Here is a 20,656-nt window from a genome sequence, read left to right on the forward strand (position 1 = left end):
GCCGTCCGGCGGGTGGGGGCGTGGAGGCGTGGAGGCGGATCGGTGCTGTCCGGTGTCGGGCCGGGGGGCGTTCGTCGAGAGGGGCCGTCGGGACGCGGGCTGGTTGCGGGTTGCCCGGCGAGGTGTCTTTGTGAGTCGTTGACTGTGCGTTTGGGGTGCGTGGCGGCGTCTTCACCGCCTGTGAGGGGAGTGTCCGCATAGCGGGCGTTCACGGCGTACGGGTTCGGGGGACGTCCAGACTCCTCGGGTTCAACGCACGTCTCGATCGATGGAACAGGCACGACCATGAGTCGGACATCAACCCGGTCACCCGAGGGCACCCCGCAGGCCGCGCAGGAGGGCGGGGCCGTGTTGTCGCACGGTCTCAAGCAGCGGCATCTGTCGATGATCGCGCTCGGCGGGGTCATCGGCGCCGGGCTCTTCGTGGGCTCCGGAGTGGGTATCGCCGCGGCCGGGCCGGCCGTCGTGCTGCTCTTCGTGGGGGCCGGCGCGCTGGTCATGCTGATCATGCGGATGCTCGGGGAGATGTCCGCGGCGCGGCCCTCCACGGGGTCGTTCTCGGTGCACGCCGAGGAGGAGATCGGGTCCTGGGCCGGTGCCACCTCGGGCTGGATGTACTGGCTGATGCTCTGCGCGGGGGTGGCCGCCGAGGCCACCGCGGCGGGCACGATCATGCACACCTGGGTGCCGTTCCTCCCCGCCTACGGCTGGGTGGCGGTCTTCATGGTGTTCTTCTGCGCCAGCAACCTGACCGCGGTCAAGAATTTCGGCGAGTTCGAGTTCTGGTTCGCCGCCATCAAGGTCACCACGATCGTGGCCTTCCTGGTGCTGGGTGTGCTCGGCATCCTCGGCGTCTTCGGCACGGCGCCCGGGACGAGCCACCTCACCGGTCACGGCGGCTTCTTCCCGACGGGTGTCGGCGGGCTCGCCGCCGGGCTGCTGACCACCATTTCCGGGTTCGCCGGTCTGGAGACCGTCACCATCGCCGCGGCGGAATCCGACCGGCCGAGCCAGAACGTGGCCCGGGCCGTCCGTACCGCGGTCTGGCGCATCGCCGTCTTCTACATCGGGTCCATGGCCGTGGTCGTCACCCTGGTGCCGTGGAACGACCCGAAGGTCGCCACGGCCGGCCCGTACGTCACCGTGCTGGACCACCTCGGTATTCCGGCGGCCGGCACGATCATGCAGATCGTGGTGCTGGTGGCGCTGCTCTCGGCGATGAACGCCAACATCTACGGCTCGTCGCGGATGGCGTACTCCCTCGTCAGCCGGGGTCTCGGCCCGCGTTTCCTGGGCCGGGTCACCAGGGGCGTGCCGGCGGCGGCGGTGCTGGCGTCCTGCGCGTTCGGCTTCGCGGCGGTGATCGCCGGGATCGTCTGGCCGACCACCGTGTTCGCCTGGCTGCTGAACATCGCCGGCTGCTCGGTGCTGGTCGTGTGGTCGCTCGTCTGCCTCACCCAGCTGAGGATGCGCCGCCGCCTGGAGCGTGAGGCACCCGAGCTGCTCTCGGTGCGGATGTGGGGCTTCCCCGTGCTGACCTGGGTCGCGTTCGCCGCCATCCTCGGGATCTTCGCCGTCATGGCCGCCAACGCGGACGGCCGTCAGCAGCTCGCCGGTACGGCCGTCGTGGTGGCGGCGCTGGCGACCGCGGGCCATCTCAAGCAGCGGCGCGACCGGCGGGCCGACGTGACCGGCACGTCCGACGGCGCGTCGTCCTCGTCCCCGGCCTCGTCCTCCTCCGACGCCGGCTGACGCGTACGGGCGGCCCGTGCCGCCCGCCTCTCCGACGCCGGCTGAGGTCCACGCCGCAACTCCCCGCCTCGCCGGCCCCGTTGGCCCCGTGGCCCCCTACAGTCCATGGCCATGGACTGGATGGAGCGGGTGGGGAATCTGCGGCAGTGGGCGCGGAACGGGGTGCGGGCGCCGCACAAGCCGTTGCTGCTGCTGTACGCGCTGGGGCGGTTCCGGCGGTGTCCCGACGACGACCTGCGGTACTCGGACGTCGAGCGGGACCTGCGGGAGCTGCTGCAGGACTTCGGGCCCACCCGTCCCACGTCGCCGTCGTACCCCTTCCATCATCTGGTCAGTGACGAGGTGTGGGAGGTGCGGACGGACGCCGGCGCCGGCAGTCCGGGGTCAGGGGTGCAGGTGCTGCGGGAGAGCGGTGCGCGGGGGCAGTTGGCGCCGGGGCTGCGGGCCGCGCTGGTGGCGGACCCGTCGCTGCTGGGGCGGCTGACCCAGCTGCTGCTGGACGTCCACTTCCCGCCGTCGATCCATCCGGACATCGCCGCCTCCGTCGGGCTCGACCTGGAGGGGGCCGGTCCGGCCCCGCTCGCGGCCGGCGCCGTACGCGACCGGCGGCGGCGCGCGGTCGAGCTGCGCCGGGACGTGCTCGTGGCGTACGAGTACCGGTGTGCCTTCTGCGGTTTCGACGGGGCGCTCGGCCGGGTGCCGGTCGGGCTGGAGGCCGCGCACGTCCAGTGGTGGGCGTTCCAGGGGCCGGACGACCTCGCCAACTGCCTGTGTCTGTGCTCCCTGCACCACAAGCTGTTCGACAGGGGTGCGCTGGGGCTGGACGCCGACCGGAACATCACGGTGTCGCGGGAGTTCGTCGGGCGCGGTGGCGCCGCGCGGAGTCAGGTCCTCGGGCTCAGCGGCCAGGGCCTCCTCGGGCCGCAGAGCGGGAGTGACCGGGTCGCCGCCGAGCGCATCGCGTGGCACACGGCGCAGGTGTTCCGCGGCGCCGCCCGGGTCCCGGAGCCTGCCTGAGCGCGCGGGGCGCGGGCCGGTGACGGGTCACCGGCCCGCGCCCCCCGGCCGGCTGCCGGGCGCGCGTCACACGGTCGCCGAGTGCCGGGGCGCGGGTTCCGTCGCGGGGGCCGTCCGCCGGAGGCGGCGGCTCTTGGCCAGGAGGACGCCGGTGCGGGTGAGGACCATGGCGAGGGACATGAAGACGAAGGCGTTGGCGTAGACGTCGGCGCCGCTCAGCCGGTTGTCGATGCTGAAGCGGATCAGGCCCGCGGCGAACCAGTGCTCGGAGCCGTAGGCGAACAGGACGCGGGCGCTGGACAGGACGATCCACAGGATCGCGTAGCCGGCGCCGCCGGTGGTGTGGACGCGGCCGTCGGCGCCACGGTGGGCGGGGAGCAGGGCGCCCGCGACGAGACCGCAGATGACTCCCACGCCGACGCCGATGAGCTGGAACGACGGGGCGTTGCCGGACGTCGGCAGGGAGTGCACGAAGAGCCCGACGACGACGGCGACGGCGATCACGGACCGCAGCATGCGCATCGTGGTGACCCGGCGCACGCCCAGATCGGTGGCAAGGATAATGATCAGGATCGTTCCGCTGGCGAGGAGCGCGGTCAGGAAGGGACTCATCGAGAACAGGGCCTTCTGATGGCGGTGGGTGGGTCGGCGGGACGCCCGCGCCCGGCCGGTGAGTGCACGTCAGCGGGCGGGTCCCGTGGGGCCGTTGGCGGCGGCAATGCTGCTGCCCGCGGCTGTCTTCGACGGTATGGCGGCGGGGTGCGGGGACGGTACGACCGGTCGGTTGACGCGGTGTCCACCGGCCGGTGGACACCGCGGCGCGGGGAGTGTGTGAGCGGTGGCGGTTGAGGCGGAGCGCGGGCCGCGGGCGCGGGTGCGGTGGCTCGGGCTGTGGGACGGCTACTTCGTGGTGTGTCATCTGGTCACCACGGGGCTGGTGTTCATGTCCGGCACTTCCCAGGGCCGTCGTGTCGCGGCGATCGTCGGGCTGACCGTGGCCGCCGTCTGGTACGCGGCCCTCGGCCGGCAGCTGCTGACCGGGCGCGGCGGCGGCGGACGGCGCAACGTGGTCTTCTGCGCCGGGCTGGTCGGGATCTTCGCGCTGGTCGCGTTCGCCGACCCGACGGGCTCGTTCGCCCTGTTCGGCGTGGTCCCGATGCTGATGATGAGCCTGCCGGCCCGGCCCGCCGTGGTGGTCGCCGTACTCGTCAACCTCCTGCCGCCGGTGGCGTGGTGGGTGCGGCGGGGCGCCGGCGACCCGCCGCCACCGGCCGCGGTGCTCGCCTCGCTGCTCGGCGTCGCCCTGTCGGCGCTGCTCGGATTGTGGATCAAGCGCGTGGTGCGGCAGAACAGGGAACACGCCGAGCTGATCGAGGAGTTGCAGCGCAACCGCGCCCAGGTGGCCCGGCTGTCGCACCAGGCGGGGATCGCCGCCGAACGGGAGCGGCTGGCGCGGGAGATCCACGACACCCTCGCCCAGAGCCTGACCAGCATCATCGGGCTGGTGCAGGCCGCCGAGACGGAGGTGGCGGACGCGCCCGGGCTCGACGGCTCCCGCCGGCACCTCGCGCTGGCGGGACGGGTGGCCAGGGACTCGCTGGCCGAGGCGCGCGCCTTCGTCGCCGGGCGGGCGCCGGCGCCGCTGGAGCGGAGTTCGCCGGCCCGGGCCGTACGACGGCAGGCGGACGGCCTGACCGCGCAGACCGGGGTGCCGGTGCGGTTCGCCGTGGAGGGTGCGGAAGGGCCGCTGCCGATGCAGGTGTCCGTCGTCCTGCTGCGTGCGGCGCAGGAGTCGCTGGCGAACGTACGCAAGCACGCCGCCGCGGGCCGGGTGGAGGTGACGCTGCGGTACGGCGCGGGGCGGGTCGGCCTCGTCGTCAGGGACGACGGCGGGGGCTTCGTGCCCGGGGAGACGGGGGAGGACGCGGTGGACGCGGCGGACGGCCGGTCGGCGGGCGGGTTCGGACTGGCCGGGCTGCGGGCCCGGGTCGCGGAGTGCGGCGGGGAGATGACAGTGGTCAGCGCGCCGGGTGAGGGCACCGTCGTGGCGGTGCACCTGCCGGTGCCGAGCGGCGGCGCGGCCGCCGGAGCGGGGACGGACGATGACGCCTGAGCGGACGGCCGCGGTCCGGGTGCTGCTGGCCGACGACCACCCCGTCGTACGGGAGGGACTGTGCGCGATGCTCGCCTCCGACCCGGGTATCGAGATCGCCGGGCAGGCAGGCTCCGGTGAGGAGGCGGTGGCGCAGGCGGAGCGGCTGGCTCCGGACGTCGTGCTGCTCGATCTGCGGATGGGCGGGATGGACGGGGTCGCGGCGACCGGCCACATCCTGCGGCGTTCGCCGCGCAGCCGGGTGGTCATCGTCACCACGTACGAGGACGACGGCGACATCCTGCGCGCGGTGGAGGCGGGCGCGGCCGGCTATCTGCTCAAGGGGACGTCCCGGGCACAGCTGGTCGAGGCGGTGCACGCCGCCGCGCGGGGCGAGACGGTGCTGACGCCGTCGCTGGCCGGAAAGCTGGTCCGGGCGCGGACGGAGGCGGCGCCGCTGCTGTCCGGCCGGGAGTGCGAGGTGCTGCGGCTGGTCGGTCAGGGGCTGAGCAACGCCGAGATCGGCCGGGCGCTGTTCATCGGTGAGGCCACGGTCAAGACGCATCTGCTGCGGGCGTTCAGGAAGCTCGGCGTGGCGGACCGGACCGCGGCGGTGCTCACGGCGCTGGAGCGCGGTTTGCTGACGTGAGCGGGGCGCCCGTGCCGCCGCCGGCTCACCCTCCGTCGAGTTGCGCGCGGTCCGCGGCGGCCCTGCCCTGGTGCCAGCCGGCGGCGTCGTGGACGCCGCGCAGGCGGACCGGGGCGGTGTCGGGGAAGAGGGTGCCGGTGGTCTCCTCGACGGCGAGTTCGCGGGCGGCGAGGACGGGGAGGAGGTCCGGGGCGGTGTCCGCGGACTCGGCGCCGGCCGCGGCGGTGGCAGCCTCGGTGGCCGCCGTCAGCCGGTCGCGGATGCGGTCCGCGTAGCCGACGAGGAAGGTCTGGCGGAAGTCGCGGGTGCGGCGGGAGCGGCCGCGGGCGTGGTGATCGTCGCCGGCCCGGTTCATCGCGGCGGTGGCCTGGAGGAGCAGCGAGGTGTAGAGCAGTTCGGCGGCCTCCAGGTCCGGCGGGAAGCCGACGAGGGTCGAGAAGCCGACGTCGGCGGCCCAGACGGACCGGCAGCGGTTGGCCGCCGCGACCGCGTCCAGGAGCAGCGCCTTGGCCTGCTCGTACGGTCCCTCGATGCCGATGCGGAGCGCCGACGGGCCGCCCGCGCCGTCCGCGGAGCCGTCCGCGCTGTCGAGCAGCGCCTCGTCGATGCTGTGCCGCGCCATCAGCTCCTGCGCCTTGGCGGACAGGGCTTCCGCCTCCTCGGGGTAGTCGGTGGCCTCGGCCTTGGCGAGCAGGCCGCGGATCCGGCCGAGCGCGCGGGAGGCGGCGGCGGTGCGGTCCCGGTCCCGGGGTGTTGTGCCGCTCGTGGTGCCGGCCGCGGGCGGGTCCGGGAGCGGGGAGATGCGGGGCAGCCGCGCGAGCGTGCGCAGCGCCGCCAGCAGGTCGTACGCGGTCTCGAAGCGGGAGGTGCGGCGGCGCCGGGCGAGCGCGTCGAGGTAGCCGCGGTCGGACTCCCACCAGACCTCGGCGCCGATCTGCCGCAGTTGCGCGTCCCAGCGGGCGCCGTGCGCGGTCCGCCGCCCGGACGGCCGGGCCGCCTCGGCGGCGATGGCGTCGACGACCAGTGCGGTGCGCGCCGGGTGGGGCGCGTCGCGCCGGACGATCCGCTCCAGGTCGGCGGGTTGCCAGCCGCCCGCCCAGCACTGCCGGACGGCCGCCGCGGCGGCGGCGACCAGTGCCGTGCTCACGGCCTCCCAGCCGGGCTCGGCCGCGGCCAGCATCGAGGCGCCCGCCTCGACGGCGTCCTCGGCCGGCGCGCCGTCCGGCGCGTAGCGGACGCTGCCGAGCACCCGTCCGACCAGTTCGTCGGCCGCCGACGGCGACGCCCCGCCGCGCTGCTTCTTTCCCCGCTCGCTCACCGGGTCACTCTACGAGCCGCGCCCCGCGGGGCGGGGCCGCCGGGCGTCAGCCGGCGGCGCTGCCCGCGAGCCACTGCGACCAGCTCATGTTCCAGCCGTTGAGGCCGTTGTCGGGCTTGACGGCGTGGTCGGGGGAGTTGATCACCTTGACGACGTCACCGGTCTGCGAGTGGTCGAAGAACCAGGCGCCGTTCGTCTTGGCGTTGTCGGCGCCCTTGACGTCCTCCAGGCCGATGCAGCCGTGGCTGGTGTTGGCGTGGCCGAAGATGCCCTTGCCCCAGTAGTTGCCGTGGATGAAGGTGCCGGAGGCCGTCAGGCGCTGGGCGTGCGGGACGTCGGGGATGTCGTACTCGCCCTTGCCGTCCTTCTTCTTGAAGCCGACGGTCGAGCCGTTCATCCGGGTCTGCTTGAACCGCTCGGAGATGACCATCGCACCGTCGTAGGTCGGGTGCTCGTCGCTGCCGGCGGAGATCGGGATGGTCTTGATGACCCGGCCGTCGCGCACCACGGTCATCCGGTGCGCCTTGGTGTCGACGGTGCTGATCTGCGAGTGGCCGACGTGGAAGCTGACGGTCTTGTTCTGGATGCCGGAGACGCCCGGCGACGCCTGGACGCCGTCGAGGCCGAGCTTCATGGTGACGTCGGAGTTCGGCTTCCAGTAGTCCCGGGGGCGGAAGTCCAGCCGGGTGTCGCTGAACCAGTGGCCGACGACCTGCTGGTTGCTGCTGGCCGAGACCTTGATCGCGGATTCCACGGCGGTCTTGTTCCTGACCGGCTTGTCGAAGTTGATCGACACCGGCATGCCGACGCCGACGGTCGAGCCGTCCTCCGGCGTGAAGTTCCCGATGAAGCTGTTCGCCGGGGAGACCGTGGTGAAGCTGGAGTTCTCCACCGCCTTGCGGCCCTGCGCGTCCACGGCGTGCGCGGTGACCTTGTACTTCGTCGCGCGGTGCAGCGGCTGGTTCGGCGTCCAGCGGGTGCCGTCGGCGGACACCGTGCCGGCGACGGTCTGCTTGGTCTCGACGGAGGTCATGGTGACGTCGGTGAGTTTCCCGCCACTGACCGTGACCTTGGCGTCGCTGTTGAGGCCCGCGCCCGCGGCGCCGTCCTCGGGCGAGATGGTGATTCTGGCATCCGAGGCGTCCTTGGCGGCGGCCTCGTCGACCTGCTGGGCGTTCTCGTGCCGGGTGCCGTCAGCGCCACCGCCGCCGGTCCCGCCGTCCGCCGCACTGCTGCCGCCACACGCCGCCAGCGTGAGTACGCCCCCGAGCAGCGCGGCGCTGGCTATGAGGCCCTTGCGGCGCTTGCTGTCCGTCATCACACGCATCTCCATTGCTACCGAGTTCGCAAAACATCCCCGAGCGATCTGCCCGCTGCGCGCAGGCATATCCGGACGTTGACATTCCGGCCGACGCCCAATTGAACGCCTTTTCCGTTTCGCCCGTTCCATTCCTCTGAAAAGTGTGGGGTAGGACACGTATGTCCTTGATCGTCCCCGCGGGCCCGGGCCCCGCACGCACACCGGCCCCCGCACGGCGGGAATGCCGTGCGGGGGCCGTGTCCGGTGGGCGGGCGCGGGGCCGGGGTCAGCCCTCCCCGTCCGCGTCGTCCGCCAGGTCCCACTCCGCCGCGTCCCACTCGGCGTCCGGGTCGTAATCGGTCAGCTCCTCACTGCTCCAGGACGCCTGCGCGAGCTCGACGCCCGGTACGGCGGTGACGAGGTCGAACGGGTCGATCAGCTGGGCCAGCGCCTCCGCCGGCTCCTCCTTCGCGGTCTCCTGCGACTGTCTGCGCTCCTCGTCCGGGAGCGAGGTGTCGCGGTCGATGTGCTCCAGGGCGGCGCCGGTCAGCCGGCCGGCGTCGGTGACCTCCATGATCAGTTCCACATGAAGGCGCACAAAACGTGATGTCTCACCATTGCTCATAGCACGGAGGTTAGGCATGGTCGGGTCCTGACTTCCCCGCGACCCGCGGCGGTCACTAACATCTGCGCTCAACGGCCAATTCGCCGGACCCACAAGGAGGATCGCTCCCGTGACCGCACGTCGACCACTACTGACCGCCGCAGCCGCGGGATCGGTGCTGCTCGCCCTGTGGTTCGTGCCCTCCGCCAATGCCACCGCGGAAGCTGACGGAGTGACATATTCCGGGCTGCGGGCGGCCTCCGCCCCGGCCGGGTCCGGTCTCGCCGACGCCACCGGGACCGGCCCGACGGCCGACGGCGCGCACACCGGCACCGCCGCCGACGGAAGCGGACCGGCCCGCGGTCCGCAGGCCGCCGGCTCCGCCGTCGCGTCGCACCACCTCGCCGACACCGGCAGCCCGGACACCACCCCGTACGTGATCGGTGGTGCCGCCTGCCTCGCGCTCGGCGCCGGGCTGGTCAGCTACTCCGTACGCCGCACCCGCGACGGGAGCGTTTGACCCGCCCGCCGGCGGGGCGCCCGGAGCTCCGTCCGGGCCCCCGCGCGGCCGTTACGCCAGCTCTCCGGTGACCGTCTGCACGGCCGCCACCAGCTCGCCGCTCCGCACGAACGCGTAGGCGGCCTCCAGGTCCGGCGCCAGGAAGCGGTCCTCGCCCGGGCCCTGGACGCCCGCCGCGCGGACCGCGTCGAGCACCGCGCGGGTGGCCGGGGCCGGGGTCAGTCCCTCGCGCATCTCGACGGCGCGGGTCGCGGCGTAGAGCTCCACGGCGACGACCCGGGTGAGGTTGTCGATCGCGGTGCGCAGCTTGCGCGCCGCGGACCAGCCCATCGAGACGTGGTCCTCCTGCATCGCGGAGGACGGGATGGAGTCCACCGAGGCGGGGGCGGCCAGCCGCTTCAGCTCGCTGACCAGCGCCGCCTGGGTGTACTGGGCGATCATCAGGCCGGAGTCGACGCCCGGGTCGCCGGCCAGGAAGGCGGGCAGGCCGTGCGAGCGGTTCTTGTCGAGCAGGCGGTCGGTGCGGCGCTCGGCGATCGAGCCCAGGTCGGCCGCGGCGATGGCGAGGAAGTCCAGCACGTAGGCGACCGGCGCGCCGTGGAAGTTGCCGTTGGACTCCACCCGGCCGTCCGGCAGGACGACGGGGTTGTCGACCGCCGACGCCAGCTCGCGGTCGGCGACCAGCCGGGCGTGCGCGAGGGTGTCCCGGCCGGCGCCGGCGACCTGCGGGGCGCAGCGGATGGAGTAGGCGTCCTGGACGCGCGGGGCGTCGTCCTGGTGGTGGCCGGTGAAACCGGAACCGTCCAGCACCTTCAGCATGTTGGCGGCCGAGGCGGCCTGCCCGGGGTGCGGGCGGATGGCGTGCAGCTCGGGCGCGAGGACCTTGTCGGTGCCGAGCAGCGCCTCCAGGGAGAGGGCCGCGGTGATGTCCGCCGAGGTGAACAGCCGGGTGAGGTCGGCGCAGGCCATCACGAGCATGCCGAGCATGCCGTCGGTCCCGTTGAGGAGGGCCAGGCCCTCCTTCTCGCGCAGCTCGACGGGCTCGATGCCGTGCGCCGCGAGCAGTTCGCCGGCCGGCCGTACGACGCCGTCGGGGCCCTCCGCGTCGCCCTCGCCCATCAGCGTGAGCGCGCAGTGCGAGAGCGGCGCGAGGTCGCCGGAGCAGCCGAGCGAGCCGTACTCGTGCACCACCGGCGTGATGCCGGCGTTGAGTATGGCGGCCATGGTCTCGACGACGAGCGGGCGGACGCCGGTGTGCCCGGAGGCGAGGGTCTTGAGCCGCAGGAACATCAGCGCGCGGACGACCTCGCGCTCGACCCGGGGGCCCATGCCGGCCGCGTGCGAGCGCACGATGTTGCGCTGGAGCTGGACCCGCAGCTCGGGACTGATGTGGCGGACGGCGAGGGCACCGAAGCCGGTGGAGACCCCGTAGACGGGCTCGGGCTTGGCGGCGAGTTCGTCGATGAAGGCGCGCGAGGCGGTGACGGCCGCGAGGGCTTCCTCGGACAGCTCGATCCGGGCCGCGCCGCGGGCCACCGCGATGACGTCCTGTGCGGTCGTGCCGGACGTCCCCAGCACCACAGTGTGCATATCCATATTCAGGCACCCTAGAGACTGAATCGCCGGATGTCACCACCGGATTTCGGGATCACCCCTTACCGGCAGTGAGCACCGCGGCCCGGCGGGCACGCAATCCCAGCCGCCTCACCTCCGGAAGCGCCGGCGTTCCGGCCCCGGCCGCCGGTCGGGGGCGTCCGCGAGCCGGACGACCGGATCGTCCTTGCCGCCGTGCCGGCCGGCCACCACCGGCTCGCCCGAGCCCGCCGCCTTCGCCTTGTACTGGGCGGCGTCCGCGAGCCGGAAGAGCCGGCGGCCGCTGCGTACCGGCCCGATCGGGTCGCCGGTCGAGGCGACCCCCACCGCGACGCCCTCACCGAGGTCCAACTCACCGGCGCGGTCGCACAGTTCACCGGCCACCTTGACCACCTCGTCGGCCGGCGGGCCCACCGCCAGCAGGCAGAACTCGTCGCCGCCGAGCCGGGCGGCGAGCGTGCCGGGCAGCATCGCACCGCACAGCGACAGCACCGAACCGAACCGCTCCAGCAGCCGGTCCCCCACCGCGTGGCCGCGGGAGTCGTTGACCCGCTTCAGCCCGTTGAGGTCGCACACCACCAGGCTGACCACCACGTCGGCCCCCCGGTGCAGCTCCAGCGCCTCGTCCAGCCGCATGTCGACGGCGCGCCGATTGGCGAGGCCGGTCAGCGCGTCGGTGAAGGCCAGCCGGCGGGCCTCCGCCAGCCGCTCGGTCTGGGCGATCCCGGCGGCCGTGACGGCGGCGAGCACGCTCGCGAAGTCGGCGTCCGCCCGGTCGAAGACCGGCTCGCCGGTGCGCCGGGCGACGTACAGCTCGCCCCACGCCCGGCCGTGCAGCACGATCGGCGCGACGACGCAGCAGCCCCGGCCGCGGCGGCGCAGCGCGGCCACCCGCTGGTGGTTGTACGGGCCGGCGTCGCCGGGCCCGCGCGGCGCCGGGTCCGTCTCGGCGGTCTCCACCCAGGCACTGGGCTCGCCGCCGCCGGCCCACTGCTCGTGCAGGAAGCCGACGATCTCCGGGAACTCGTGGACGGGGTAGCTCTCGTCCTCCGGGAACTCCTCCTCGCCCTCGGCGAGTTCGCCGACGTTGACCAGCACCCGCAGCTTGCCCAGTTCCCGCTCCCACTTCGAGATCGCCGCGAAGGAGCCGCCCAGGGCCTGGCGCACCCCTTGCGCCGCGGCGTGCGCCGATTCGCGCGGGGTGTGCGCGGCCGCCATCGCCTGCGCCAGTTCCACGACTGCCCGCAGCCTCGCATCGCCCTCGCCCGTCACCGGATCCTCACATTCCGTCACCGTGAGCACGCTCTGTACTACAGCGTAGGAATGTTTAGCCCCTTTCGCCCCTTTCGGCGTGGGAATGACACCGGGGCGTTATCCGCGTCCTGACTGGTAACGGGCCGCATCCCGGCCCTCGACCGCATCGATCACGGAGAGTGATCGAACGCCGCCGTCACTCCCCCGGCCACTGGGGGTCCCGCTTCTCGTTGAACGCCGCCACGCCCTCGGCGCGGTCACCGGAGAAGGCCACGCTGCGCCAGGCGCCGTCCTCGACCTCCAGGCCGGCCCGCAGGTCCAGACCGTGCCCCAGGCGCATCGCCCGCTTCGCGGCACGCAGCCCGACCGGCGAGTTGCGGGCGATCCCGGCCGCCAGCTCCAGCGCCTCGGCCCGGTCCTGCCCCTCCTCGGCCAGCCGGTCCACCAGGCCCAGCTCCGCCGCCTCGGGCGCCGGCACCCGCCGCGCGGTGAACACCAGCTCCGCGGCGCGCGCCGCCCCCACCCGGCGCGGCAGCAGCTGGGTGCCCCCGCCGCCGGGGATGACGCCCACCGACACCTCCGGCAGGCCGACCACCGCCGTCGGGTCCGCCACGATCAGGTCGCAGGCCAGCGCCAGCTCGAAGCCGCCGCCGAGCGCGAAGCCGTGCACCGCGGCGACGGTGGGCACCGGCAGCTCCAGTACGCCCGTGTAGGCGGCGCGGGTGTGCGGGCGCTGCCGCATCAGGTCCGCGTCGGTGAAGGAGTTGCGCTCCTTGAGGTCGGCCCCGACGCAGAACGCCCGCTCGTGGGTGGAGGTGAGCACCACCGCCCGTACGGAGTGGTCCGCGGCGAGCTCGGCACAGGCCCCCGCGAGGGCGTCGGCCATGGCCGTGGAGACCGCGTTCATGGCCTTGGGGCGGTCCATGACCAGCTCCGCCACGAAGCCGTGGCGCTCGATGCCGACCCATCCGTCCTCGCCGAACCGCTGCATGAAGCCCTCCTGGCGTCCTGTTAACGAGCGTTGACCTGTGTGACGGGACGGATCATGCCAGGTGAGGGCCGGGCGGGACAGGGGTACGGGGCGGCGCTCCGGGAACGGCGCCCGGGGACGGCGGCTCCGGGGCACCCGGACGGCCCCCCGTTCAGCCGGTGCCGGCGGTCAGCCGCGCCGGGTCAGCAGCCACGGCTCCACGACGCCCAGGCCGCGCACCGGCCGCTGCCACATCGGCTGCAGCGCGAAGCGGTACGACGGCGGTGCGGCGCCGGTGCCCTCCTCGGCGGCCTTCTCCGCGGCCGCGGCCTCCGCCTCGGAGATCGGCGCGTCACCGATCCGGCCCAGCTCCTCGGCGAACGCCTCGTCCACCAGCACGGTGTCCTTCGGCGCTATCGACGTCAGCCGGCTGGCCAGATTCACGGTCGTGCCGAACACATCGCCCATCCGGGTCGTGACCGTGCCGAAGGCGATGCCGACCCGCAGCTCGGGCATCGTCTCGTCGTTCGTCATGGTCTCGATCAGCCGCAGGCCGATCTCGGCGGCGACCCCGGCGTCGTCGGCGGAGAAGAGGACCTCGTCACCGAGGGTCTTGATGAGCCGGCCGCCGTGCGCGGCGACCAGGTCCGAGCAGGTGGTCTCGAACGCCTCGACCAGCTCGCCCAGTTCCTCCTCCTCCAGGCGGCGGGTCAGCCGGGTGAACCCGACCAGGTCGGCGAAGCCGACGGCGAGCCGGCGGTCGACCATCTCGGCGTCGTCCTGGGCCCGTACGACCCGGCCGGTGGCGGCGGCGAGCTGGCGCCGCCAGACGTAGACCAGGAACTCCTCCAGCTCCGGCAGCAGCAGCTCGACCAGCGGATAGGTGATCTCCGTACGGGTCAGGCCGGAGTCCTGGGGCTCGGTGAGGCCCTCCAGGAAGGAGTCGATCTGCCAGTCGGCGAGGCGGGCGGTGGTCTGCCCCGTGGAGCGGGCGACCTGCACGGCCATCGCCTCGCTCAGCAGGCCGGCCTCGACGAGACCGGCGAGCCGCCGCAGCGCCAGCACGTCGGCCTCGGTGAGCGCCTTGACCTGGCCGATGTCGGCGAAACCCATGGCCCGCCAGAAGCGGGCCGCGAGGTCCATGGAGACACCGGCGCTGCGGGCCGCCTGGAACGGCGTGTAGCGGCGGTCGGCGCCGAGGATGAGCTGTTCGAGGCGGAGGGCGATGCTGTTCTCCTCGCCCTCCTCACCCTCGCCGCCCGCCTCCGGCGGCTCGCCCTCCGGGACGTCGCGTACGGCGTCGTCCTCGGTGTCCACCCCGCGCGGGGTGGCGCCCGAGTCGTCGGCGGTCACCGGCCGCTCCCTGTCCGATCCCTGCGCACTGCCCTTCCGATCACTGCTCGCCCGAGGCCCGCTCCCTGGCGGACCGCCTCAACGATACGGCAGGTGTGCCGTGGCTCACTCGTCACGTGCATCGGGGTTACCCGCCGCGGCTACGCCGTGGTGGCCCGCCGCGGCTACGCCGTGGTGGCCCGGGGCGGAGCCGTTGGTGGTTGCTGTCGGTGCGGGGGCCGCCGGGAGTGCGGCGGTGCGTCACTGCGGACGGGCCGGGCCGTTTCCGTCCGTCGCCCGCAGATGGATGATGTCGCCCGCCCCCACCGGCTGCTGCACGCCCTCGCCGGTCGCCAGCACCAGCCGGCCGTCGCCGTCGATGGCGACCGCCTCACCGGTGAGCGAGGTGTCGCCGGGCAGTTCGGCGCGCACCTCGCGGCCCAGGGTGGCGCAGCCCGCGGCGTAGGCCGCCTGGAGGCCGCTGGCCCCGGGGTCGCCGTCGGCGGTCTGCCATTCGCCGTACCAGTGCTCCAGGGACCGCAGCACGGCGCGCAGCAGCGGGTCGCGGTCGGTGGTGCGGGCGCCGGCCAGGGCGAGGGAGCCCGCGGTGGGGACGGGCAGCTCGTCGGCGGTGAGGGTGACGTTGAGGCCGATGCCGACGACGACGCCGCCCTCGGTCCGTTCGGCGAGGATGCCGCCGGCCTTGCGTTCGGCGCCGTCGACAGTGACCAGGAGGTCGTTGGGCCACTTGAGTGCGGTGTCGACGCCGGCGGTACGCGCGAGGGCCGTCGCGGTGGCGACTCCGGCGAGCAGCGGGAGCCACCCCCAGCGCGCCACGGGCGCCCGCGGGGTGAGGTAGACGGAGAAGAAGAGGCCCGAGCGCGGGGGCGCCGACCAGGTGCGGTCCAGTCGGCCGCGGCCGGCGGACTGCTCCTCGGCCACCAGAACGGCCCCCTCGGCCGCGTCCTTCGACGACCGTTCCGCCAGATCGGTGTTGGTGGAGCCGGTGACGGGAACGACGTCGAGGGACGTCCAGAGGCTGCCGGGGCGCACCAGCGCCCGGCGCAGCGCGGTGGCGTTCAGCGGCGGGCGGCCCAGATCGCTCCAGCGACCGGCGTCTTTGTCCCGGTTTTCCGGCGGTTGAGGCGTCATGGCACCAGCCTAGGTGTGGTCAACGACGCACTGCCGCTGAGCAGCCCCGCCGATACGCTACGGGTTGGTAGCCACACACGTACCACCCTCAGTACGAGCACCAGTCCAGGACGAGCAGGAGCCGCATCCCGATGTCCGAGCCGGAAGCAAACATCCACACCACCGCGGGCAAACTGGCGGACCTGCAGCGGCGGGTCGAAGAAGCCACCCACGCCGGTTCCGCCAGGGCGGTGGAAAAGCAGCACGCGAAGGGCAAGTTGACGGCGCGTGAGCGCATCGACCTGCTGCTGGACGAGGGCTCGTTCGTCGAGCTGGACGAGTTCGCCCGGCACCGTTCGACCAATTTCGGGCTGGAGCAGAACCGCCCGTACGGCGACGGCGTGGTGACCGGCTACGGCACGGTCGACGGCCGCCCGGTGGCCGTCTTCTCGCAGGACTTCACGGTCTTCGGCGGGGCGCTCGGCGGGGTCTTCGGCGAGAAGATCGTCAAGGTGATGGACTTCGCGCTGAAGACCGGCTGCCCGGTCGTCGGCATCAACGACTCCGGCGGCGCGCGCATCCAGGAGGGCGTGGTCTCGCTGGGCATGTACGGCGAGATCTTCCGCCGCAACACCCACGCCTCGGGCGTGATCCCGCAGATCAGCCTGGTCGTCGGCCCCTGCGCGGGCGGCGCGGTGTACTCCCCCGCGATCACCGACTTCACGGTCATGGTCGACCAGACCTCGCACATGTTCATCACCGGACCGGACGTCATCAAGACGGTCACCGGTGAGGACGTGGGCTTCGAGGAGCTGGGCGGCGCCCGGACGCACAACACCACCTCCGGCGTGGCGCACCACATGGCGGGTGACGAGAAGGACGCCGTCGACTACGTCAAGGGCCTGCTGTCCTACCTGCCGTCGAACAACCTCTCCGACCCGCCTGTCTTCCCCGAGGAGGCGGACCTGGAGACCTCGGACCACGACCGCGAGCTGGACGCCCTGGTCCCGGACTCGGCGAACCAGCCGTACGACATGATCACGGCGGTCGAGCACGTCCTGGACGACGGGGAGTTCCTCGAGACCCAGTCGCTCTTCGCACCGAACATCGTCACCGGCTTCGGGCGGGTCGAGGGCCACTCGGTCGGCGTGGTCGCCAACCAGCCGATGCAGTTCGCGGGCACCCTGGACATCAAGGCGAGCGAGAAGGCCGCGCGGTTCGTGCGGACCTGCGACGCCTACAACATCCCCGTCCTGACCTTCGTGGACGTCCCCGGCTTCCTGCCCGGCACGGACCAGGAGTACGACGGCATCATCCGGCGCGGCGCCAAGCTGATCTACGCGTACGCGGAGGCGACGGTCCCGCTGATCACGGTCATCACCCGCAAGGCGTTCGGCGGCGCGTACGACGTCATGGGCTCCAAGCACCTGGGCGCCGACCTGAACCTGGCCTGGCCGACCGCGCAGATCGCGGTCATGGGCGCGCAGGGCGCGGTGAACATCCTGCACCGCCGCACGCTCGCCGCGATCGACGACCCGGCCGCGCTGGAGGCGCGCCGCCAGGAGCTGATCCGGGAGTACGAGGAGACCCTGCTCAACCCGTACGTGGCGGCCGAGCGCGGCTACGTCGACGCGGTGATCATGCCGTCCGAGACGCGCCGGCACATCGTCCGGGGGCTGCGCGCGCTGCGCAACAAGCGCGAGGCCCTGCCGCCGAAGAAGCACGGCAACATCCCGCTGTAGGAGGTCGGTCGAGGATGATCAAGGTCGTACGGGGCAACCCGACCCCGGAGGAGCTGGCCGCCGCACTGGCGGTGGTGCAGGCCCGGGCCGCGGCGGCCGCCGCCGGCCCGGCACCCGGCAGCGGTGACTCCGGCACCGAGTGGTCGGATCCGGCAACGACGGTCCCGGCCCGGTCCCGCATGCCGCACCCGGGGCCGCGGGCCTGGCGGACGAGCCACTGGCCGCGCTGACCGGCCGCGCCGGCCACGGACCGGCCCACCAAGTCGATGCATGATGCACCGACTAGTCCTTTGCGCCACGGCGCCTGAGTACGCGTACTCAGGCGCCGTGAACGTTCCGGGCACAGGATCGATACATGCTGTGGTCCGATCCGCCCGACGAACCGCCCGAGGAGCTGCGCGACGTGCAGGCCAAGCTCCGCCGGCTGGGCATCGTGCTGGCCGTGGCGGCGGTGCTGCTGATGTTCCTGCTCTCGGCGCGCTGACCGCCGACGCCCGCGCCCGGGCGGAGGTTCCCGCCGACGGGAGGTAACGCTCACACCCCCCGGCTGCAACCAGAGCCCCCGGAATCTCATCTTTCACTCTCGAAGAGCGCAATTCGGACGCTCGCCGTCCGCGGGCGGCGCGGCCGACGGGGAGTGGGAGAACGATGAACAGGCCGCTGAGGCATATAGCCGTCTTCTGCGGGGTGCTGGTGCTGGCCCTGCTGGCCCGGGCGACCTGGGTGCAGTTCGTCCAGGGCGACGACCTCGCCAACGACCCCAACAACCGCCGGGTCAAGATCGAGGCGTTCTCCTACCCGCGCGGCAACATCATCGTCGGCGGCCGGCCGGTCACCGGCTCCGTCGCCACCTCCGGCGACTTCAAGTACAAGCGGACGTACAAGGACGGCCCGATGTACGCGCCGGTCACCGGCTTCGCCTCGCAGGCCCAGGGCAGCACCTTCCTGGAGGGCATCTACAACAAGCTGCTCTCCGGCAAGGACGACAAGCTCGCCCTCAAGCACGCCAAGGACATCCTCACCGGCCAGAAGCCGCGCGGCGGCGACGTGATCACCACCATCGACCCCAAGGCGCAGAAGGCCGCCTACAAGGGGCTGACCGACCTGAACGCCAAGGGCGCCGTGGTCGCCCTCGACCCGCGCAACGGCAGGGTCCTCGCGCTGGCCTCCACCCCCTCCTACGACCCGTCGGTCTTCGCCGGCATCTCCAACTCCGAGAGCCGGAAGTTCAAGGCGCTGGACGCCGACAAGAGCAAGCCGCTCAACAACCGCGCGCTGCGCGAGACCTACGCCCCCGGCTCCACCTTCAAGATCCTCACCGCGGCCGCGGCCCTGGAGCACGGCGTGGTCAGCGACATCGACGCCCCGTCGGGCGCCCCCGCCCCGTACCAGCTGCCGCTGAGCACCACGAAGATCGGCAACGACGTGGCCGGCGCGCCCTGCGACAAGGCGTCCCTGAAGATCGGCATGCAGTGGTCGTGCAACAACGTCTTCCTGGACACCGCGCTGAAGGTCGGCAAGGACAAGATGCGCGAGACCGCGGAGAAGTTCGGCTTCAACTCGAACGTCTATGACAAGGAGTTCGGCGACCTGCTGGCCACCAAGAGCCTCTACCCGGACAAGCTCGACAAGCCGCAGACCGCGCTGACCGGCATGGGCCAGGGCAGCCTGACCAGCACCCCGATGCAGATGGCGATGGTCGCCGCGGCACTCGCCAACGACGGCAAGCTGATGACGCCGCACCTCGTCGACGAACTGCGCGGCCCCGACCTGTCGACGATCCAGAAGTTCGAGCCGAAGCTGATGTCCCAGGCCGTCTCCGCCGGCACCGCCAGGAAGGTGCAGGAGATGATGGAGTACACCGTCGACAAGGGCACCGCCTCCAAGGCCGCCATCGACGGGGTGACCGTCGGCGGCAAGACCGGCACCGCCCAGCACGGCGCGAACGTCAACGACGAGCGCCCCTACGCCTGGTTCGTCTCCTACGCCAAGCAGAGCGACGGCTCCTCCCCGGTGGCGGTCGCCGTCTTCGTCGACCCCAAGGACATGGACATCCCGCGCTCCGAGATCGCCGGCGGCAAGCTCGGCGGCCCGATCGCCAAGCAGGTCATGCAGGCGGTACTGGGCAAGTAGTCCGGCCGCACCCCGCCCGCCGCGGCTCCGTACGATGGCGGGCATGACCGAAGATGCCCGCCCCCGCCTCGTCCTCGCCTCCCAGTCCCCCGCCCGGCTGGCCCTGCTGCGCCAGGCCGGACTGGCGCCCGAGGTGATCGTCAGCGGCGTCGACGAGGACGCGCTGAGCGCCGACACCCCCGGTGAGCTGGCCCGCATACTCGCCGAGGCGAAGGCCGCCGCGGTCGCCGCCCGCCCGGAGGCGCACGGCGCGCTGGTCATCGGCTGCGACTCGGTGCTGGAACTGGACGGCCGGGCCCTCGGCAAGCCGGTGGACGCCGAGGACGCCACCGCCCGCTGGAAGTCCATGCGCGGCCGCTCCGGCGTCCTGCAGACCGGCCACTGCCTCATCGACACCGCCGACGGCCGGCAGGTGTCCGCGACCGCCTCGACCACGGTCCGCTTCGGCGAGCCGACCGACGCCGAGATCACCGCCTACGTCGAGAGCGGCGAACCGCTCTTCGTCGCCGGCGCCTTCACCCTCGACGGCCGCTCCGCGCCCTTCATCGACGGCATCGACGGCGACCCCGGCAACGTCATCGGGCTGTCCCTGCCGCTGCTGCGCCGCCTCCTCGCGGACCTCGGCGTGGCCGTCACCGACCTGTGGACCTGACCACCGGGACCGACGCACCACACATACGGGGGGAACGATGCACACCACGGCCGGACCGGCCCTCGCCCTGCTCGTCGTCGCACTGATCGTCCGCCGCCAGCTGCGGACCCGGCCGGTGCGCGCCGCGGCACCGCTGATCGGCACGGCCGTCCTCGGCGTCCTGGGGGTGGTCGCCCTCACCTTCGGCGTGGCGTCGGCGACGGCGCACCACCCGCTGACGGCGCCGACCGTCGCCCTGGTCGTGCTGACCCTCGCCCTGGCGGTGCCGCTGGGCGTCGTCCGGGCCCGGACCGTACGGGTCTGGCGCGGCCCGGACGGCGGGGCGCTGCGGAAGGGGACCGCGCTCACCACGGCGCTGTGGCTGGGATCGGCCGCCGTGCACGCCGCGATGGCGCAGTGGATCGACCACACCGCCACCGGCGGCCTGCTGGGCCTGTCCACCCTCCACCTCTACCTGGCGGTGACGTACACGGTGCAGGCCCTCCTGGTCCGGCGCCGGGCGGCCCGGCTCACGGCCGAACCGGCCGAACCGGCCGAACCGGCCGGCACCCCGACCGACACCGCGACCGACACGGCGACCGGGGCCGCGGCCTGACC

At 73.2% G+C, this 20,656-nt stretch carries 20 protein-coding genes; 11 read left to right on the forward strand and 9 right to left on the reverse strand.

All coding sequences use genetic code 11. The annotated features are described in order from the left end of the window. The first annotated feature begins 285 nt into the window (after positions 1-285). Together SL103_RS30965 and SL103_RS30970 are read left to right on the forward strand one after the other, a co-directional pair. Positions 286-1,752 carry an amino acid permease gene (locus SL103_RS30965; RefSeq protein WP_069572263.1) on the forward strand — a complete coding sequence of 489 codons (1,467 nt, stop codon included), beginning with the start codon at positions 286-288 and terminating at the stop codon, positions 1,750-1,752. A gap of 111 nt (positions 1,753-1,863) precedes the next feature. Beyond that, positions 1,864-2,769, forward strand: a complete 906-nt coding sequence (locus SL103_RS30970; RefSeq protein ID WP_069574265.1) for a phosphorothioated DNA-binding restriction endonuclease — start codon at positions 1,864-1,866, stop codon at positions 2,767-2,769. A 66-nt stretch (positions 2,770-2,835) separates the two neighbouring features. Here the strand turns inward: SL103_RS30970 and SL103_RS30975 are convergent, their stop codons facing one another. After that, positions 2,836-3,381 (reverse strand): hypothetical protein, encoded by a 546-nt coding sequence (locus tag SL103_RS30975; RefSeq protein ID WP_069572264.1) that lies wholly within the window; start codon positions 3,379-3,381, stop codon positions 2,836-2,838. Positions 3,382-3,607: 226 nt separating this feature from the next. On the opposite strand from SL103_RS30975, the gene SL103_RS30980 reads away from it, so the two are divergent. Both SL103_RS30980 and SL103_RS30985 read left to right on the forward strand, forming a co-directional pair. Continuing rightward, positions 3,608-4,882 carry a sensor histidine kinase gene (locus SL103_RS30980; protein ID WP_069572265.1) on the forward strand — a complete coding sequence of 425 codons (1,275 nt, stop codon included), beginning with the start codon at positions 3,608-3,610 and terminating at the stop codon, positions 4,880-4,882. After that, the gene (locus SL103_RS30985; RefSeq protein ID WP_069572266.1) at positions 4,872-5,510 is read left to right on the forward strand and encodes a response regulator; all 639 of its coding nucleotides are present in this window, start codon (positions 4,872-4,874) and stop codon (positions 5,508-5,510) included. The genes SL103_RS30980 and SL103_RS30985 overlap by 11 nt, the downstream gene beginning before the upstream one ends. 25 nt (positions 5,511-5,535) lie before the next feature. Here SL103_RS30985 and SL103_RS30990 read toward each other — a convergent pair whose 3' ends face one another. The 3 genes from SL103_RS30990 to SL103_RS31000 form a co-directional block, all read right to left on the reverse strand. Beyond that, positions 5,536-6,828 carry a DUF2786 domain-containing protein gene (locus SL103_RS30990; protein ID WP_069572267.1) on the reverse strand — a complete coding sequence of 431 codons (1,293 nt, stop codon included), beginning with the start codon at positions 6,826-6,828 and terminating at the stop codon, positions 5,536-5,538. A gap of 46 nt (positions 6,829-6,874) precedes the next feature. Beyond that, complete coding sequence (locus SL103_RS30995) at positions 6,875-8,146, reverse strand: L,D-transpeptidase (protein WP_079146066.1); 1,272 nt, start codon at positions 8,144-8,146, stop codon at positions 6,875-6,877. A 268-nt stretch (positions 8,147-8,414) separates the two neighbouring features. Further along, the gene (locus SL103_RS31000) at positions 8,415-8,702 is read right to left on the reverse strand and encodes a hypothetical protein (protein WP_079146327.1); all 288 of its coding nucleotides are present in this window, start codon (positions 8,700-8,702) and stop codon (positions 8,415-8,417) included. Between the two features lie 160 nt (positions 8,703-8,862). Between SL103_RS31000 and SL103_RS31005 the strand changes: the two genes are divergently transcribed. After that, the gene (locus tag SL103_RS31005) at positions 8,863-9,252 is read left to right on the forward strand and encodes a hypothetical protein (protein WP_069572270.1); all 390 of its coding nucleotides are present in this window, start codon (positions 8,863-8,865) and stop codon (positions 9,250-9,252) included. 51 nt (positions 9,253-9,303) lie between these two features. On the opposite strand, the gene hutH is transcribed toward SL103_RS31005, so the two are convergent. From hutH to SL103_RS31030, 5 genes are all read right to left on the reverse strand, one after another. After that, positions 9,304-10,842, reverse strand: coding sequence for a histidine ammonia-lyase (gene hutH / locus SL103_RS31010; RefSeq protein WP_069572271.1), 1,539 nt, complete (start codon positions 10,840-10,842; stop codon positions 9,304-9,306). Between the two features lie 114 nt (positions 10,843-10,956). Continuing rightward, positions 10,957-12,063: a sensor domain-containing diguanylate cyclase gene (locus SL103_RS31015; protein WP_069574266.1), complete on the reverse strand. Its 1,107-nt coding sequence runs from the start codon at positions 12,061-12,063 to the stop codon at positions 10,957-10,959. 232 nt (positions 12,064-12,295) lie between these two features. Continuing rightward, a complete protein-coding gene (locus SL103_RS31020) occupies positions 12,296-13,090 on the reverse strand; it encodes an enoyl-CoA hydratase/isomerase family protein (RefSeq protein ID WP_069572272.1) in 795 nt (264 codons plus the stop codon). Between the two features lie 168 nt (positions 13,091-13,258). Next, the gene (locus SL103_RS31025; RefSeq protein ID WP_069572273.1) at positions 13,259-14,422 is read right to left on the reverse strand and encodes an adenylate/guanylate cyclase domain-containing protein; all 1,164 of its coding nucleotides are present in this window, start codon (positions 14,420-14,422) and stop codon (positions 13,259-13,261) included. 240 nt (positions 14,423-14,662) lie between these two features. Further along, complete coding sequence (locus SL103_RS31030; RefSeq protein ID WP_069572274.1) at positions 14,663-15,553, reverse strand: biotin--[acetyl-CoA-carboxylase] ligase; 891 nt, start codon at positions 15,551-15,553, stop codon at positions 14,663-14,665. 131 nt (positions 15,554-15,684) lie between these two features. On the opposite strand from SL103_RS31030, the gene SL103_RS31035 reads away from it, so the two are divergent. From SL103_RS31035 to SL103_RS31055, 6 genes are all read left to right on the forward strand, one after another. Further along, the gene (locus tag SL103_RS31035; protein ID WP_069572275.1) at positions 15,685-17,274 is read left to right on the forward strand and encodes an acyl-CoA carboxylase subunit beta; all 1,590 of its coding nucleotides are present in this window, start codon (positions 15,685-15,687) and stop codon (positions 17,272-17,274) included. A 14-nt stretch (positions 17,275-17,288) separates the two neighbouring features. Next, a complete protein-coding gene (locus SL103_RS31040) occupies positions 17,289-17,504 on the forward strand; it encodes an acyl-CoA carboxylase epsilon subunit (RefSeq protein WP_033269591.1) in 216 nt (71 codons plus the stop codon). A gap of 125 nt (positions 17,505-17,629) precedes the next feature. Continuing rightward, positions 17,630-17,758, forward strand: coding sequence for a morphogenic membrane protein MmpB (gene mmpB / locus SL103_RS39335; protein WP_279631177.1), 129 nt, complete (start codon positions 17,630-17,632; stop codon positions 17,756-17,758). 164 nt (positions 17,759-17,922) lie between these two features. After that, complete coding sequence (locus SL103_RS31045) at positions 17,923-19,407, forward strand: peptidoglycan D,D-transpeptidase FtsI family protein (RefSeq protein WP_069572276.1); 1,485 nt, start codon at positions 17,923-17,925, stop codon at positions 19,405-19,407. 43 nt (positions 19,408-19,450) lie between these two features. Further along, positions 19,451-20,059, forward strand: coding sequence for a nucleoside triphosphate pyrophosphatase (locus tag SL103_RS31050; protein WP_069572277.1), 609 nt, complete (start codon positions 19,451-19,453; stop codon positions 20,057-20,059). A 37-nt stretch (positions 20,060-20,096) separates the two neighbouring features. Beyond that, on the forward strand, positions 20,097-20,654 hold the full coding sequence (locus SL103_RS31055; protein ID WP_069572278.1) for a hypothetical protein: 558 nt from the start codon (positions 20,097-20,099) through the stop codon (positions 20,652-20,654). Positions 20,655-20,656 lie beyond the last annotated feature (2 nt).

Source organism: Streptomyces lydicus, from assembly GCF_001729485.1.
Taxonomy (GTDB): Bacteria; Actinomycetota; Actinomycetes; order Streptomycetales; family Streptomycetaceae; genus Streptomyces; species Streptomyces lydicus_D.

Coding starts and splice junctions, on each gene's coding strand:
- SL103_RS31000 (WP_079146327.1), bottom strand. CDS start 8,702: ATGGAGGTCACCGACGCCGGCCGGCTGACCGGCGCCGCCCTGGAGCAC.
- SL103_RS31035 (WP_069572275.1), top strand. CDS start 15,685: ATGTCCGAGCCGGAAGCAAACATCCACACCACCGCGGGCAAACTGGCG.
- SL103_RS31030 (WP_069572274.1), bottom strand. CDS start 15,553: ATGACGCCTCAACCGCCGGAAAACCGGGACAAAGACGCCGGTCGCTGG.
- SL103_RS31040 (WP_033269591.1), top strand. CDS start 17,289: ATGATCAAGGTCGTACGGGGCAACCCGACCCCGGAGGAGCTGGCCGCC.
- SL103_RS30970 (WP_069574265.1), top strand. CDS start 1,864: ATGGACTGGATGGAGCGGGTGGGGAATCTGCGGCAGTGGGCGCGGAAC.
- SL103_RS31020 (WP_069572272.1), bottom strand. CDS start 13,090: ATGCAGCGGTTCGGCGAGGACGGATGGGTCGGCATCGAGCGCCACGGC.
- hutH (WP_069572271.1), bottom strand. CDS start 10,842: ATGCACACTGTGGTGCTGGGGACGTCCGGCACGACCGCACAGGACGTC.
- SL103_RS30985 (WP_069572266.1), top strand. CDS start 4,872: ATGACGCCTGAGCGGACGGCCGCGGTCCGGGTGCTGCTGGCCGACGAC.
- SL103_RS31015 (WP_069574266.1), bottom strand. CDS start 12,063: ATGGCGGCCGCGCACACCCCGCGCGAATCGGCGCACGCCGCGGCGCAA.
- SL103_RS31055 (WP_069572278.1), top strand. CDS start 20,097: ATGCACACCACGGCCGGACCGGCCCTCGCCCTGCTCGTCGTCGCACTG.
- SL103_RS30965 (WP_069572263.1), top strand. CDS start 286: ATGAGTCGGACATCAACCCGGTCACCCGAGGGCACCCCGCAGGCCGCG.
- SL103_RS31045 (WP_069572276.1), top strand. CDS start 17,923: ATGAACAGGCCGCTGAGGCATATAGCCGTCTTCTGCGGGGTGCTGGTG.
- mmpB (WP_279631177.1), top strand. CDS start 17,630: ATGCTGTGGTCCGATCCGCCCGACGAACCGCCCGAGGAGCTGCGCGAC.
- SL103_RS30995 (WP_079146066.1), bottom strand. CDS start 8,146: ATGACGGACAGCAAGCGCCGCAAGGGCCTCATAGCCAGCGCCGCGCTG.
- SL103_RS31050 (WP_069572277.1), top strand. CDS start 19,451: ATGACCGAAGATGCCCGCCCCCGCCTCGTCCTCGCCTCCCAGTCCCCC.
- SL103_RS30975 (WP_069572264.1), bottom strand. CDS start 3,381: ATGAGTCCCTTCCTGACCGCGCTCCTCGCCAGCGGAACGATCCTGATC.